At 74.1% G+C, this 15,093-nt stretch carries 14 protein-coding genes; 7 read left to right on the forward strand and 7 right to left on the reverse strand.

Features of this window, described 5'->3' with window-relative positions; all coding sequences use genetic code 11:
* Positions 1 to 49: 49 nt before the first annotated feature.
* The 3 genes from ACFVVU_RS13920 (at position 50) to ACFVVU_RS13930 (ending at position 3,486) form a co-directional block, all read left to right on the forward strand.
* Positions 50 to 892 (forward strand): nitrilase-related carbon-nitrogen hydrolase, encoded by an 843-nt coding sequence (locus ACFVVU_RS13920; RefSeq protein ID WP_387789922.1) that lies wholly within the window; start codon positions 50 to 52, stop codon positions 890 to 892.
* A gap of 14 nt (positions 893 to 906) precedes the next feature.
* Entirely contained in the window at positions 907 to 2,373 is a 1,467-nt protein-coding gene (gene hydA, locus ACFVVU_RS13925) for a dihydropyrimidinase (RefSeq protein ID WP_387789924.1), read from the forward strand.
* An 84-nt stretch (positions 2,374 to 2,457) separates the two neighbouring features.
* Positions 2,458 to 3,486 carry a TIGR03842 family LLM class F420-dependent oxidoreductase gene (locus ACFVVU_RS13930; protein ID WP_387789925.1) on the forward strand — a complete coding sequence of 343 codons (1,029 nt, stop codon included), beginning with the start codon at positions 2,458 to 2,460 and terminating at the stop codon, positions 3,484 to 3,486.
* Between the two features lie 264 nt (positions 3,487 to 3,750).
* On the opposite strand, the gene bla is transcribed toward ACFVVU_RS13930, so the two are convergent.
* Both bla and ACFVVU_RS13940 read right to left on the reverse strand, forming a co-directional pair.
* A complete protein-coding gene (gene bla, locus ACFVVU_RS13935; RefSeq protein WP_387789926.1) occupies positions 3,751 to 4,647 on the reverse strand; it encodes a class A beta-lactamase in 897 nt (298 codons plus the stop codon).
* A gap of 122 nt (positions 4,648 to 4,769) precedes the next feature.
* Positions 4,770 to 5,276, reverse strand: a complete 507-nt coding sequence (locus tag ACFVVU_RS13940) for a DUF6624 domain-containing protein (RefSeq protein WP_387789927.1) — start codon at positions 5,274 to 5,276, stop codon at positions 4,770 to 4,772.
* Positions 5,277 to 5,570: 294 nt separating this feature from the next.
* Here ACFVVU_RS13940 and ACFVVU_RS13945 point away from each other — a divergent pair, with 294 nt between their 5' ends.
* Complete coding sequence (locus tag ACFVVU_RS13945; protein ID WP_355362929.1) at positions 5,571 to 5,837, forward strand: GlsB/YeaQ/YmgE family stress response membrane protein; 267 nt, start codon at positions 5,571 to 5,573, stop codon at positions 5,835 to 5,837.
* Positions 5,838 to 5,854: 17 nt separating this feature from the next.
* Here the strand turns inward: ACFVVU_RS13945 and ACFVVU_RS13950 are convergent, their stop codons facing one another.
* The 5 genes from ACFVVU_RS13950 to ACFVVU_RS13970 all read right to left on the reverse strand — a co-directional run bounded on the left by ACFVVU_RS13950 (position 5,855) and on the right by ACFVVU_RS13970 (position 10,121).
* Positions 5,855 to 6,778, reverse strand: coding sequence for an ADP-ribosylglycohydrolase family protein (locus ACFVVU_RS13950; protein WP_387789929.1), 924 nt, complete (start codon positions 6,776 to 6,778; stop codon positions 5,855 to 5,857).
* Between the two features lie 146 nt (positions 6,779 to 6,924).
* Positions 6,925 to 7,515, reverse strand: coding sequence for a TetR family transcriptional regulator (locus ACFVVU_RS13955; protein WP_387789930.1), 591 nt, complete (start codon positions 7,513 to 7,515; stop codon positions 6,925 to 6,927).
* Positions 7,516 to 7,658: 143 nt separating this feature from the next.
* Positions 7,659 to 8,681, reverse strand: coding sequence for an aldo/keto reductase (locus ACFVVU_RS13960; RefSeq protein ID WP_387789932.1), 1,023 nt, complete (start codon positions 8,679 to 8,681; stop codon positions 7,659 to 7,661).
* A 108-nt stretch (positions 8,682 to 8,789) separates the two neighbouring features.
* Positions 8,790 to 9,092, reverse strand: coding sequence for a GNAT family N-acetyltransferase (locus tag ACFVVU_RS13965; RefSeq protein WP_380687272.1), 303 nt, complete (start codon positions 9,090 to 9,092; stop codon positions 8,790 to 8,792).
* Positions 9,093 to 9,143: 51 nt separating this feature from the next.
* The gene (locus tag ACFVVU_RS13970) at positions 9,144 to 10,121 is read right to left on the reverse strand and encodes a class I SAM-dependent methyltransferase (RefSeq protein ID WP_387789934.1); all 978 of its coding nucleotides are present in this window, start codon (positions 10,119 to 10,121) and stop codon (positions 9,144 to 9,146) included.
* Between the two features lie 160 nt (positions 10,122 to 10,281).
* Here ACFVVU_RS13970 and ACFVVU_RS13975 point away from each other — a divergent pair, with 160 nt between their 5' ends.
* The 3 genes from ACFVVU_RS13975 to ACFVVU_RS13985 all read left to right on the forward strand — a co-directional run bounded on the left by ACFVVU_RS13975 (position 10,282) and on the right by ACFVVU_RS13985 (position 14,904).
* A complete protein-coding gene (locus tag ACFVVU_RS13975) occupies positions 10,282 to 11,943 on the forward strand; it encodes a sensor histidine kinase (RefSeq protein WP_387789935.1) in 1,662 nt (553 codons plus the stop codon).
* Positions 11,940 to 12,599 carry a response regulator transcription factor gene (locus ACFVVU_RS13980; protein WP_355362943.1) on the forward strand — a complete coding sequence of 220 codons (660 nt, stop codon included), beginning with the start codon at positions 11,940 to 11,942 and terminating at the stop codon, positions 12,597 to 12,599. Before ACFVVU_RS13975 ends, ACFVVU_RS13980 begins: the two co-directional genes overlap by 4 nt.
* Positions 12,600 to 13,467: 868 nt before the next feature.
* Positions 13,468 to 14,904: a M20 family metallopeptidase gene (locus ACFVVU_RS13985; RefSeq protein WP_387789937.1), complete on the forward strand. Its 1,437-nt coding sequence runs from the start codon at positions 13,468 to 13,470 to the stop codon at positions 14,902 to 14,904.
* The last annotated feature ends 189 nt before the right edge of the window (positions 14,905 to 15,093 follow it).

Here is a 15,093-nt window from a genome sequence, read left to right on the forward strand (position 1 = left end):
GAACCGCGGGCCCGCCCCCGGGACGGGCCGCGGAGTTGCGGAGGTACCCATGTCGCAGATCGTCCGTGCCGCCCTCGTCCAGACCCGCTGGACCGGCGACCAGGAGAGCATGATCGCCCTCCACGAGGGCTACGCCCGCGAGGCCGCCGCCCGGGGCGCGAAGATCCTCGGCTTCCAGGAGGTCTTCAACTCCCCGTACTTCTGCCAGGTCCAGGAACCCGAGCACTACCGCTGGGCCGAGCCCGTCCCCGACGGCCCCACCGTGCGCCGGATGCGCGACCTCGCCCGCGAACTCGGCCTGGTCCTCGTCGTCCCCGTCTACGAGGAGGAGCAGCCCGGCGTCTACTACAACACCGCCGCCGTGATCGACGCCGACGGCAGCTACCTCGGCAAGTACCGCAAGCACCACATCCCGCAGGTCAAGGGCTTCTGGGAGAAGTACTACTTCAAGCCCGGCAACCTCGGCTGGCCGGTCTTCGACACCGCCGTCGGCAAGGTCGGCGTCTACATCTGCTACGACCGGCACTTCCCCGAGGGCTGGCGCGCGCTGGGCCTGGGCGGCGCGCAGATCGTCTACAACCCCTCCGCGACCAGCCGCAGCCTTTCCGCCTACCTCTGGCAGCTCGAACAACCGGCCGCCGCCGTCGCCAACGCCTACTACGTGGCCGCCATCAACCGCGTCGGCACCGAGGAGTACGGCGACAACGACTTCTACGGCTCGTCCTACTTCGTCGACCCGCGCGGCCGCTTCGTCGGCGAGGTCGCCTCCGACAAGGAGGAGGAACTGGTCGTCCGCGACCTCGACCTCGGACTGATCGAACAGGTCCGCCAACAGTGGGCGTTCTACCGCGACCGCCGCCCCGAGGCCTACGGCCCGCTGACCGAGGCCTGACGGAGGCGAAACCGGTGACCACCAACCCCGTGACCCCCTCGTCCACCACCCCCGCGAGCGCCGCCGCGCCCCGCCGCACCGCCGTCCGCGGCGGGCTCGTGATCACCGCCACCGAGGAGCTGCGCGCCGACGTCCTCATCGAGGGCGAGCGGATCGCCGCCCTCGCCGCCACCGGCAGCGAGGCCGCCCTCTCCTGGACCGCCGACACCGTCATCGACGCGGCCGGTCACTACGTCATCCCGGGCGGCGTCGACGTCCACACCCACATGGAGCTCCCGTTCGGCGGCACCCACGCCTCCGACACCTTCGAGACCGGAACCCGCGCCGCCGCCTGGGGCGGTACCACCACCATCGTCGACTTCGCCGTCCAGCCCGTCGGCGGCAGCCTGCGCCAGGGCCTGGACGCCTGGCACGCCAAGGCGGAGGGCAACTGCGCGATCGACTACGCCTTCCACACCATCGTCTCCGACGTCACCGACGCCGTCCTCAAGGAGATGGACACCCTCGTCGACTCCGGCGAGTCCACCTCCTTCAAGCTGTTCATGGCCTACCCCGGCGTCTTCTACAGCGACGACGGCCGCATCCTGCGCGCCATGCAGCGCGGCGCCGCCAACGGCGGGCTGATCATGATGCATGCCGAGAACGGCATCGCCATCGACGTCCTCGTCGAACAGGCCCTCGCGGCCGGCCGCACCGCGCCCCGCCACCACGGCGAGGTCCGCCGCGAACTGCTGGAGGCCGAGGCCACCCACCGCGCCGTCAAACTCGCCCAGGTCGCAGGCAGCCCGCTCTACGTCGTCCACGTCTCCGCCGCCTCGGCGCTCGCCGAACTCGCCCGCGCCCGCGACGACGGCCACCCCGTCTTCGGCGAGACCTGCCCGCAGTACCTCTTCCTCTCCACCGACAACCTCGCCGAGGAGGGCGCCGACGGTTTCGAGGGCGCCAAGTACGTGTGCAGCACCCCGCTGCGGCCCCGCGAGCACCAGGCGGCCCTCTGGCGCGGCCTGCGCACCAACGACCTCCAGGTGGTCTCCACCGACCACTGCCCGTTCTGCTACACCGGCCAGAAGGAACTCGGCCGGGGCGACTTCTCGAAGATCCCCAACGGCCTGCCCGGCGTGGAGAACCGGATGGACCTCCTGCACCAGGCCGTCGTCGACGGGCACCTCAGCCGCCGCCGCTGGATCGAGATCGCCTGCACCACCCCGGCCCGGATGTTCGGCCTGCACCCCCGCAAGGGCACCCTCGCCCCCGGCGCCGACGCCGACGTCGTCGTCTACGACCCCACCGCCGTGCAGACCGTCTCCGCCGCCACCCACCACATGAACGTCGACTACTCGGCGTACGAGGGGCGCACCCTCACCGGCCGCGCCCGCACCGTCCTCTCCCGCGGCACCGTCGTCCTCGACCAGGGCACCTGGCTCGGCCGGGCCGGCCACGGCACCTTCCTGCGCCGCGGCACCTGCCAGTACCTGGGCTGACCCCGTCCCCCGCGCCCCGTCCCTCTCCCGCCCCTCCCCCTCCCGTCCCTCCCTCTCCCGTCCCTCCCTCCCCCGGAGCCCACCATGGACATCGGCCTCGTCCTGCAGACCGACCCGCCCGCGCGCCTGCTCATCGACCGCATGATCCGCGCCGAGCGGGCCGGCTTCAGCCACGGCTGGACCTTCGACTCCTGCGTGCTGTGGCAGGAGCCCTTCGTCATCCACAGCCGCATCCTCGCCGAGACCGGCACCCTCACCGTCGGCCCCATGGTCACCAACCCCTCCACCCGCACCTGGGAGGTGACCGCCTCCCTGTTCGCCACCCTCAACGACATGTACGGCAACCGCACCGTCTGCGGCATCGGCCGCGGCGACTCCGCCATGCGGGTCGCCGGGCGCCCGCCCGCCACCCTGGAGCGGCTCTCCCGGGCCATGCACGCCATCAAGGAACTGGCCGAGGGCCGCACCGCCGAGGTCGACGGCACCGAGCTGCACCTGCCCTGGGTCGGCGAGGGCGCCACCCTGCCGATCTGGATGGGCGCCTACGGCCCCAAGGCCCTCGCCCTGACCGGCCGCCAGGCCGACGGCTTCATCCTCCAGCTCGCCGACCCCTTCCTCACCGAGTACATGGTCAAGGCCGTCCGCCGGGCCGCCGCCGAAGCCGGCCGCGACCCCGACGCGCTCACCGTCTGCGTCGCCGCCCCGGCCTACGTCACCGCCGACGACTCCCCGGCCGCCCTCGCCCACGCCCGCGAGCAGTGCCGCTGGTTCGGCGGCATGGTCGGCAACCACGTCGCCGACCTCGTGCGCCACTACGGCGAACACTCCGGCCTCGTCCCCGAGGCCCTCACCGCCTACATCAAGGACCGCCAGGGTTACGACTACAGCCACCACGGCCGTGCCGGGAACCCCGACACCGCCTTCGTCCCCGACGAGATCGTCGACCGCTTCTGCATCATCGGCCCCACCGCCACCCACCTGGCCCGCCTCGACCAGCTCCGCGACCTCGGCGTCGACCAGTTCGCCGTCTACGCCATGCACGACGCCGTCGAACCCACCATCGACGCCTACGGCACCGACGTCATCCCCCACCTGCGCACGGCCGGCGCCTGACCCCGCCGGCCCGGCCCCGGGAGTGAGTCGGACATTCTTCGCAATCTGGGCGGGTCAGTGTGATGGTGCCAGGCTCTCCGGGGCAGGTGGTTATGCGGGGTGGAACTGGACTGGACCGCCTTCGAACGTTGCTGGTGTGAAATCAGCGGCCGGAGCAAGACGGGGCTCCGACGGTCGCTGATCTCGGGCCCTGCGGTGCGTAGAGCCGTTGGCCGTCGGGTGAGGCGCCGGCGGCCACACTTGCGCCCTGTTCTTGCGGCCTGATCAGGCCAGTGTCGCTGCGATCAGTGCTGCCGTCTCTGCGAGCAGCGGTTCGTCGGCGGGAGCGGCAGGCGCCTGCTTGGTCGACAGGACTGCCACCGTGATCGGCCCTCGGCCGGGTGGCCAGGTGATGCCGACGTCGTTGGTGGTGCCGTAGTTGCCGGTGCCGGTCTTTTCTGCAACGGCCCAGTCCTTCGGCAGCCCTGCGCGCAAGCGGTTGGCGCCCGTCGTGTTGCCGAGGAGCCAGCCGGTCAGTCGTCGGCGGTCATCGGGGTCGAGGGCATTCCCGACCGTGATGCGGGTGTAGGTGCGGCCGATGGCGCGAGGGCTCGTAGTGTCGGTGACTCGCTCGGGTTCTGCGGAGTTGAGTGCGGGCTCCCAGCGGTCGAGACGGGTCACGTGGTCGCCGACGGAGCGGCAGAAGCGGGTGACTGCGGCGGGGCCGCCGAGCTCGCGCAGCAGGAGGTTGGCGGCCGCGTTGTCGCTGTGTGCGATCGCAGCCGCGCACAACTCTTCGACGGTCATGCCACTTTCGAGGTTGGCAGATTGGCCCGTGATGGGTGCGTAGCCGGCGTCCGTGACGTCCTTGTCCGTAAAGCGGATGCGCTTGGTGAGCAGCGTGCCGTTGCTCAGAACGGCTCCTACTGCGATCGTCTTGAACGTCGAACACATCGGGAACAGTTCGTCCGCGCGGTACTCCACCGTCCTGCCGGTGAACGCGTCATGCGCGAAGACCCCCAACCGCGCCGAATGCGCCCACTCAAGCTCCCGAAGTCGACCGGTGAGGAGAGGTTCGTCCGCGCCCCGTGCGAACGCCCGTGCCTCAGAGGGGAGTACGGCGGCGAGCGTAGTTGCGAAAGCCCCGCCAAGGAATCGACGTCGACCGGGTCGCAATCCCATCGGTGTCTCCTCCTCTTGGGGCCGTTGCTGCGATCCTGGCCTGCATCGGGGCCACTGCTTGACCCTGGCCGGCGCCTGTCCGGCGGGTCGGGCGAGAGCTGATCCTCCGGTGCCCGGAGTGCTCAGGCGGGGGAGAACTGGGCGACGTACTCGGTGAACGGTGGGATGCCGACCTCCTTGCGGCGCTCGTCCATGCGCTCGGGGTCCTCGCAGGGCCACGGGATCGGCGTGCCGTCCTTCACACCGGCGATCTGTGTGCCGTAGATCTGCTTCCGGCCTTCGTTCACGAGCGTGCGATCACGCAGGAAGGCGAGATCGCGCGGGCTGGCGGTGCCGTTGGCCACCGCTTGCTCCATCAGAAGCAGCGCGCGCCGCTGGACGTCGAGTTGCCGGTCAGCGTGTTGCGCGATCAGCCACGCGGCCCGAGCCGCGTCCTCGCCGAACAGGTCCGCGGTCGGCCAGCCGTGCGCGTCCATGATCTCGCTGAGGCGATCCGCGTGCTGTGCGGTCAAGTGGCGCCAAGCCAACTGCTCCGCCGGGTCGTCGCTGTTCGCCCGGCGCGCGCCCTGGTGATCGGCCGCGGCCATGGCGGTGAGTTCGGCGGTCACTGTCTCGACGTCGGGTGCCATCCCTGCTCCAATGCGCATTGAAGTTCTCGCTGGTCATCCGCAACCCTAAGGAGGCAATTCCCCACAAATATCCTCCCGGAGAACGGTGACGGACACGTCCGGATGTCGGGATACTTGATCTGTCCGGGGAGCCGGACGACGGCGGTGGGAGCGGCCCGGTTCTTTCGTCGCTGTGGCGTGGCCGAGTCGCCGGCCGCGCCAGGGGCGGGAACCGGCGGGCGGTGGTGCGGCGTCCTTGCGGGCAGTACGGCGTGCACGGGGCCGTCGTACGGTTCGGAGGGCGGGAGGACACGGATGAGCTTCGTCGCATGGATCGTGCTGGGCCTGGTGGCCGGGGCCCTGGCCAAGCTGCTGCTGCCGGGCCGGGACCCGGGCGGCCTGGTGGTGACCACGCTGATCGGTGTCGCCGGCTCGTTCGTCGGCGGCTGGATCTCCTCGAAGTTCCTGCACCGTGAGGTGACGGCGCACTTCTTCGACCTGGCGACCTGGGCGTCCGCGATCGGCGGCGCCCTCGTGCTGCTGATCATCTACCGGATCGTCTTCGGCAACTCCCGGAGCTGAGGAGGGCGCCGCGCCGGTCAGACGGCCGGTAGGTCGGCCGGCAGGGCTTCGCGGGCGGCCAGCCAGCCGGCGGGCACGGCGGCCGGCCCGGTGCGGGCGGCGACCACGCCGCCCGCGATGGCGGTGGTGGTGTCCATGTCGCCCCAGCCCTCCAGGGTGTGCCAGAGGGCGTCGGGCAGGGAGTCCGGGTGACCGGCGGCGGACCACAGGGCGAACGGCACGGTGTCCGGCGCGGAGATCAGCAGCCCGGAGCCGAGGACCTGCGCCGCGTGGCGGACGGAGGTGCCCTCGGGGAACCGGGCGGCGATCCGCAGCCCGGAGCGCACGTCGCTGTCCGGCAGTCGGCCCGCGACCTCGTCGAGCAGCTCGGCGCGCGCGGGCGCGCCCTGTCCCCGGCTGCGGGCGGCGAGCCCGGCCGCCAGCGCGACGGCCACCGCTCCGGCGACCGCCTCCGGGTGGAAGTGCGTGGTGCGGGCCTGGAGTTCGGCCTGGCGGGCAACGGTGTCGAGGTCGTCGGCGAACCAGGCGCCCAGCGGCGCCACCCGCATCGCCGCGCCGTTCCCGTACGAGCCCTGGCCGCCGAACTGGCTCGACGTGACCTCGCGCCAGTCGGCGCCGGCCTGGATCTCGCGCAGCACGCGGTGCATCGACGGCCCGTACTTGCGCCCGTACTCGCGGGTGTACTCGGCCGCGAACTCCCGGGCCAGCGCGTCCTGGTGGACCTCGCCGTGGGCGCGCAGGTGGCGGACCAGGACGATCGCCATGGCGGTGTCGTCGGTCCAGTGCCAGGGTGCGGGCCGGGGCAGCCGGGCCGCGAGCGCGGCGGGGGCCTCGTCGACGGGGACGGCGAACCAGCGGTCGCCGAACGCGTCGCCGAGGGCGAGGCCGTGCAGGCTGTCGAGGGCGGGGCGGGGGGCGGGATTCGGGCTGGCGGTGCGCACGGCGCTTCTCCGGGAGGGGACTTCGGACGGGTTCGTCGCGCGTCAGTCTGCTGGTCGGGGGGCGCGGCGTGCCAGCGGTTTTCGCCCGGCGGGGCCGGCCGGGCGTGTCCGGGTCCGGCCTGTTCGGGGCGGGGCGGGGGCGGCCGTCAGGCGTGGGCGGCCAGGCCGCGCAGGACGAGCTTCCAGACGGCCTCGAACCGGTCCCCGATCGCCGGGTCGGACCAGCCGGAGGCGTGGGCGGGGTCGTGGAAGTGGGCGGTCGCCTCGAACACCGCGCGGGCGGTCGGGACGACGGGGGTGTGCCGGAACTCCCCCTTGTCGATGCCGTCCTGGAGGATCTGGCCGATCTGGTCGATCAGCGTCGCCAGGTGGGCGTCGACGATGCGGCTCGCCTCGCCGACCAGCGTCGTGTACGTCGCGAAGAGCTGGGGGTCGTCGAGGGCCTTCTCGCGCTTGGCGGCGAACAGCGTGGCCAGCCACCGGTGCAGGCGCTCGCCGGCCGGGCCGGGCTCGATGGCGACGAGCTGCAGGTCGTGGCGGGCCTGGGAGAGCCAGCGCTGGGTGACGGCCTCGCGCAGCGCCGCCTTGCTCGGGAAGAAGCGGTAGACGCTGCCGTGGCTGACGCCGAGGGTGCGGGCGACGTCGACGACGGTGGCCTTGACGGGGCCGAACCGGCGGAGGACGTCCTCGGTCGCGCTCAGGATCTGTTCGGTGGTGAGTGCGCTGTCCGTGGCCACGGGGAGGTTCGTCCTAACGGGTGAGGCGTGACGCCCGCCGGGTGCGGCGGACGGGCGACCGGCCGGGTGGCGGCCGCCGGCGGGTGGTGCGGGTGCGGACGGCCCTTCCTACGGTGGGCGCCCGCCGCGGGCCGGGCCGCGGCTCAGCGCTCGCTGTCGAGATGGGCCATCTGGGCGGCAGCGTACCGGTCCCCGGCCGCCGACCCGGCGGGGACCGCCGCCTCGACGGCCGCCAGGTCGGCCGCGGTGAGCGTCACGTCGAGCGCGCCGAGCGCCTCGGCGAGCCGGTCGCGGCGCCGGGCGCCGACCAGTGGGACGACGTCCTCGCCGCGCGAGGCGACCCAGGCGACGGCGACCTGCGCGACGGTGGCGTCCCGTTCGGCGGCGACCGCGCGCAGGGCCTCGACCAGCTGGAGGTTGTGGGCGAGGTTGTCGCCCTGGAAGCGGGGGCTGTGGCTGCGGAAGTCGGTCCCGGCCAGCTCGCGGTCGCCCTGCCAGTGGCCGCTGAGCAGGCCGCGGGAGAGGACGCCGTAGGCGGTGACGCCGATGCCCAGTTCGCGGGCGGTGGGCAGGATCTCGGCCTCGGCGGAGCGCGAGAGCAGCGAGTACTCGAGCTGGAGGTCGCTGATCGGGTGGACGGCGGCGGCTCGGCGCAGGGTGTCGGCGCCGACCTCGGACAGGCCGATGTGGCGGACGTGGCCGGCCTGGACCAGCTCGGCGATCGCGCCGATGGTGTCCTCGACCGGCACGGCCGGGTCCAGCCGGGCCGGGCGGTAGACGTCCACGTGGTGGGTGCGCAGGCGGCGCAGCGTGTAGGCGAGGGCGGTCTTCACGGCGGCCGGGCGGGCGTCGTATCCGAGCCACTGGCCGTCCGGGCCGCGCTGGGCGCCGAACTTCACACTGAGGAGGACGTTCTCGCGGTCGCGGCCGCGCAGGGCGTCGTGGATCAGCAGCTCGTTGTGGCCCATGCCGTAGAAGTCGCCGGTGTCGAGCAGGGTGATGCCCGCGTCGAGGGCGGCGTGGATGGTGGCGATGCTCTCGGCCTCGTCGGCGGGGCCGTAGAGGTCGGACATGCCCATGCAGCCGAGGCCGAGGGCCGAGACGCTCGGGCCGGTGGCGCCGAGCGTGCGCCGGGGAAGGCGGGGGAGGGGGGATGTGGTGGACATGGGGCCAGGGTGCACCTGGCGCTGACAGATTTCAAAGTCTGTCATCTGTTATCTGTCATCTGAAATCTGTCAGCTGTCATTTGTCAGCTTGCGGCGGGCCCCCGTCCGTCAGTCGGTCACCCGGCTCCGGTTCTCGTACGCGAGATCGAGGTACTCGGGGTGCCGCAGCATCCACGCCTTGATGAACGGGCACGTCGCCAGCACCGCCAGCCCCCGCGCCCGCGCATCGTCCAGCGCCGCCCGCGCCAGCGTCCCCCCGATGCCCTGGCCCTCGTACGCCGGCTCGACGACCGTGTGCGGGTACACCACCAGCCCGTCGCCGCGCAGGTACTCCGCGAACCCGGCCAGGGTGTCGCCCACCCGCGCCTCGAACCGGCCGGCCTCCTCGGCGTCACGGATCGTGACTGTCATCGTGGGCTCCTCGCTGCTCGCCACGGAGCCGCGGCCGGCGGCCCCGGTCCATCATCGAGCGGCAGCCGCCGTCCCGCCCGCCGGGCCGTCGCCCGCAGGCCCGCTGCGGCCCGCGGCCGAGTCCCGCTGGCCGCCCGGTGCGCGCAGCAGGTGCGCCCGTGCCGGCGGAACGTTCCGCCACGCCGTCCGGCTCCCCAGCCCGTACTCCGCCTCGAACCGACGCAGCAGCCGCACCACCGCCCGGTGCTTCGCCCCGCGGCGCGGCCCGGACGTCAGCAGTCGCGCCGCCGACGTCCCCAGATACGAGAAGTACGTCAGCTCGCCGCCGGGCACCAGCAGCCGCAGATAGAGGTCGAGGATGCGCTGGACCTCCACCGGTTCGAAGTTGGTGAACGGCAGGCCCGAGACGATCACGTCGTACCGCTCGGCGACCGGCCCGGCTCCGAGACCCCCGCCGTCGTCGCGGCCCGCACCCGCCTCCGCCGCGCGGGCCTCCGGGAGGTCCTGCACCCGGCACTCCGACACCCGCAGCCCCAGCTCCTGACCGCGCCGGGCCAACTCCGGATCCGCCCAGAGCCGTTGGACGAACCGCGGATTGGACTCCACCGCGTGCAACCGGTCGCCCGCCCGCAGCACCCGCACCAGCCGACGTGTCACCGCCCCCGTCCCGGCCCCCACCTCCAGCACCGAGATCGGCCGGTCCGGACGGCTGGTCGCCGGGACCACCAGCGCGTTCACCAGATCCGCCCCGCTCGGCGCCACCGCGCCGGTCAGCCGGAAGGTGCGCAGGGCCTCGGAGAGGAAGAACCAGCCCTCGCCGCCACCCGGACGGGGCTCGGCGGGAACGGGCAGGGCCTGCGGCAGGGCGGCAGCGACGCCGGCGCCGGCGCCGGCGCCGGCGCCGGCGCCGGCGCCGGCGCCGACGCCGGCACCGGGACCGGAAACGGGATCGGGGACTGGACGGGAGACAGGACCGGAGACGGGGTCGGGACCGGGAGCGGGATCGGGCCGGAGGTGATCGGTCGTCATATCACCGAAACTAGAGAAGCCTCCGCCTCCCCGAATCGGCCGACCGACCGCCAGCACCCCCGACGAAAGTCGAGGGTGCTGCTGGTCGATCGTCAGGGGCCATGACCCGCCCCCACGTCGTAGCATCAGGGCCCTGAACCGCGAAGGGAGGGAGGAACGGATGGCCGCCGATCACCTGACACGCACACCACGCCCGCGCCTTCCACGCCTTCCGGGCCTTCCGTCCCGTCCACCCCGGCCGTCCCGTCCATCTCGTCCGGCGCGCCGACCGGAGACCCCGCCCCCCGGCCCCACCGCGCTGCTCGGCTGGTACGGCCCCGACCGGAGCCGGCTGACCGAGACGCTCCTGCTCGTCACCGTCCTGATACTCCTCGCCGAGGAGACCGCGTCCCAGTGGCTCGACCACGGCCTGCCGCTGCGCCCGCTGCGGATCGCCGGAGCCGCCCTCACCACGCTCTCCCTCCTCCTCACCCGCCGCCACCCGATCGCCGCCGCGGTGCTGCCCGCCCTGTTCAGCGGGTTGCTCAACCGCGCGTTCCCCGGACTGTTCAGCGTCTTCCACCTGGCCTCGACGGGCCGTGTCGGCCCGGCCTTCGTCTTCGGGGCCGCGATCGCGCTGCTCAGCGCGATCCGAGCCGACTCCGTCGTCGCCGGGGTCGGCATCACCGGGTCGCAACTCCTCGTCGAGGCCGCCGCCGTCGCCGTCGGCCTGTGGCTGCACGGCCGCCGCGCGCTGATCCGCACCCTGAACGCCAAGGTCGAAGCGCTGCGCCGCGAGCGCGAACTCCGTGCCGAGCAGGCCCGCGCTGCCGAACGCGCCCGGATCGCCCGCGAGATGCACGACGTCCTCGCCCACCGGCTGAGCCTGCTCGTGCTGCACACCGGAGTGCTGCGCGACCAGGCCCGCGCCGGCACCGTGGCCGACGACCTCGACCGCCTCGCCCACCGCCTCGAACTGCTCCGGGCGACGGCCGCACGATCGCTCGACGACCTGCGGGACGTCCTCGGCGCCCTGCGCGCCGACCCGCCGGACCAGCCCGAGCCACCGGCCCCACCGGCCCCACCGGCCCCACCGGGCCCACCGGACCGCGCCGCCCAGGACGCCCAGTCCCCACCGCCGTCCGACGGCACCGCCGACCGTGCGGCGGCGGCCCCGTCGGACGCCGAGCGGATCGCCGTCGGCGACGGCACGCCACCAGCCCGGCGCGGTCCGGATCCCAGGCCCGTGGCCGCCCCCGCCCTGCGCGACCTCGCCGAACTCGTCGGCGAGGCCACCGGCGCGGGCCAGAACGTCGAACTCGCCCTTGCCGGTGACCCGGAGAGCATCCCGACCACCCACCGGCTGGCCGTGCACCGGGTCGTCCAGGAGGCGCTGACCAACGCGCGCAAGTACGCGCACACCGCGGCGGTCACCGTCCGCGTCCAGTACGGGGCGCCCACGACGACCGTCGAGGTGCGCAACGGCCCGGGCGACCCGGCGCCGTCCGGTGCCTGTACGGGCGGCGGCTACGGTCTGGTCGGGCTCGGTGAGCGGATCGGCGCGCTCGGTGGCCACTTCGACGCCGGTCCCGACGGCGGCGGGGGCTTCCGGCTCTCCGCCCGCCTGCCCGCTCCGCAGCGGCCGCCGGTCCGCCCGCCCGCGCGACCGCCCGCACAGCCGTCGGTCGGGACGGGACCCCGCCCCGGCCCGGCGGATGCGACCCCCCTCCTGACGTCGCTCCCACCGCGCCCGCATCCGCTCCCGACACCGACACCGACACCGGCCCCGGGCCCGACCCAGGGGCCGGCCCTGACCCCGAACCCACCGAATGAGGCGACGTGATCCGCACGATGGTCGTCGACGACGACGCGCTGGTCCGGCTCGGGCTCGTCGACCTGCTCGCCCAGGACCCGGAGCTCACCGTCGTCGCCGAGGCCGCCGACGGTCTTGAGGCCGTCGAACTCGCCGGACGGCAGCGGATCGACGTCGCCCTCATGGACATCCGGATGCCCCGGCTCGACGGCATCGCCGCAACCCGCCGGCTGCGCGAGCTGCCCGACGGCCCGCGCGTCATCGCGCTCACCACCTTCGACCTCGACGAGTACGTCTACCGGGCACTCGCCGCCGGTGCCGACGGCTTCCTGCTCAAGGACACCCCGCCCGCCGAGATCGCCCGCGCCGTCCATGTCGTCGCGGGCGGCCAGGGCATGCTCCACCCGGCCGCCGCCCGCCGGCTCATCGACCGCTACCACCGGACCGGCGAGCCGCGCGCGGTCGCCGCCCGGAGCCGGCTGGCCGCACTCACCCCGCGCGAGGGCGACGTGCTGCGCGAGCTCGCCGTCGGCCGCTCCAACGCCGAGATCGCGCTTGTCCTCGGCATGCGCGAGAGCACCGTCAAGGCACATGTCAGCCGGATCCTCACCGGACTGGGCGTCGGCAACCGCGTCCAGGCCGCGTTGCTCGCCCGGGACGCGGGCGTGGTCGACGACTCCGCCTGACCGACCGTCGCCCGTCCCGAACCCGCCGCCGCTTTGCGCCCACTTTTCGCCCGCGTTCCGCCCGCTTTTCCGCCCTTGCGTCCGCGCCCCGCCCGTCCGACCGACGGCTCGTCCTGCCGGCGCCCGCGAACGACACCGCGCGATTCGTTCCGTCCCGACTGTTGCGCATTCGCCCCGGCTCAAGGCGAATCGTCCCGTCCCGACCATCTCCGGTCAGCGCCACGCGGTACTCGCCACCGATCCGCCATCACCCATCTGGCTTGGAAAAGGCGCGCCTTGGCGTCCCGCGCTGCCGAACCCCCGCCCCGGGTCCATGGTGGAGGTGGGCGCGATCCGGCGACCGCGCCCGCGCGCCGGGCTGGATTCGTACGCCGTGCGCCGACCGTCTCCCGCGGCCGCGCGCCGGGGCGGATCCCGGTTCCGGCACGCTGGGAGCAGGGCCACCTCGCAGGAAACCGAACGGTTCTTCTAGGCTCACATCTCGGCTTCCCTGCGGTGATGCGCCGTTCTGCGCCCCGCCGCAAGGGAAGCCGCCGTCCACGGAGGCCCCGGGACGATCGGGGCCACCGGATCGAGCGAGGAGGACGCACATGCCACACACGCCGCCCAGCCGTTCCAGCGCACTTGGACCGGAGGGCCCCTGCCGCTGTCCCGCCATTGTGACCGGGCCCGTCCGCCCGGTGACCCGGTCCGGCCGCCCCGCCCGGCCGCTGTATACCGGCGGCGGCCGCGGAGGCGAGCGTTGAGTCCTCAAGCAGTCCGCCCGTCCACCGCGTCGGCGGCCCCCACGACCGCCGTCGCTCCCACCGCTGTTGCCGTCGCCACCCAAGGCACCACCGTCCAAGGCGCCACTGCCCAGAGCACCGCCGTGCAAAGCACCACTGCCCAAGGCGCCACCCCCGCCGCCTCCGCCTCCGCCTCCGTCGTCACCGCCTCCGCCGTCACCACGGCCGAACCGACCAGGACCACCGTCGCCGCACCCGGCGCGGCCAAGCCCGGCACGACCGGAACCGGTACCGCCCGAACCGCCCTCGCCACGGCCACCTCCTCACCCGCCGCCGCACCACCCACCGCGGCGGCCCCCCACGTTTCGGCCGTCCCCGACAGCGAGGGCCAACCCGGCCCGACCGCCGCGCTTCCCGGTCTGCCCCAGGCCCTCACCACTCGCGCCCGCACCCTCGCCGGAGCCGTCCGGAGACGCTGCGCGGACCTGGCCAGGATCGAGTCACCCAGCGGCGACGTGCCGCGACTGGACGCCCTCGCGGAGGAGTTGGCCGCCGGCTTCCGTGCCACCGGGGCCACCGTCCAGCGTGAACCCGGTCCGGCCGGCGACCATCTGGTCCTCCAGTGGGACGGCCGGGACGACACCCTGCCGCACCTGCTCGTGGTCGGCCACCACGACACCGTCTGGCCCGCCGGCACCCTCACCGACTGGCCGGTCACCGAACAGGACGGCACCCTCAGCGGGCCCGGCGTGGTCGACATGAAGGGCGGACTCGCCATCCTCGAAGGCGCGTTCGCGCTCCTCGCCGACCTCGGCCAACGCCCGCACCGCACCGTCCGCCTGGTCGTGGTCTCCGACGAGGAGGTCGGCAGTCCGGACGGCCGGCGTCTCGTCGAACGCCAACTGCGCGGAGCCGCCGCCGTACTGGGCCTCGAACCCCCGCACCCGGACGGCCGTCTCAAGACCGCCCGCCGCGGCTCCACCCGGGTACGGCTCACCGTCACCGGGCGCGAGGCGCACGCGGGCAACGACGCCGCGCAGGGGGTGTCGGCGGTCGACGAGCTCGTCGACCAGCTGGTCGCCGTCCGCGGACTGGTCAGCCTGCCCGGCACCGAGCTCAATGCGGGCCGGATCAGCGGCGGCAGCCGCGCCAACGTGGTCGCCGGCCGGGCCGAGGCCGAACTCGGCCTGCGCTTCTCCACCACCGAGGCGCAACGCCGGACGCTCGACGACCTCGCCCGGCTGACCGCGCTGCGGCCCGGCGCACGGGTGCGGACCGAGGTGCTGTCCAGCCGCCCGGCCTGGCCCGAGCGCTCCACCAACCCACTGCTGCGTCACGTCCGTTCGCTCGCGGCGGTACTCGGACAACAGTTGGACGGCGGTCCGGCGGGCGGCGCGGGGGACACCAACCTGCCGGGTTCGCGGGGGCTGCCCACGCTCGACGGCTTCGGCGCCGTCGGCGGGGGCGCGCACGCCCGGCACGAGCACATCCGGATCGACCAGCTGGCGCCGAGGATCGCCCTTCTGGCGGCGCTCCTGGCCGTCCCGCTCCCGAGGCTGCGCGACCGCTCGGAGGGGTGAGCGCCCGGATGGATGAGCGCCCGGTGCCGGCGGCGGCCGGTTCACGGCCGGTGGCGGTCGGCGGGTAGCCGCAGGCGGCCGGGGGGGGGGGGGGGCGGCCGCGGGCGGCCCCCCCCCGCCGCGCGCGCCCCGGGGCGCGGGGGGGCGCCCGGCCGCGCCGGCGGCGGGCGGCGGGGGCGGGGCACCGCG

The organism is Kitasatospora sp. NPDC057965 (assembly GCF_042887135.1).
Classification (GTDB): domain Bacteria; phylum Actinomycetota; class Actinomycetes; order Streptomycetales; family Streptomycetaceae; genus Kitasatospora.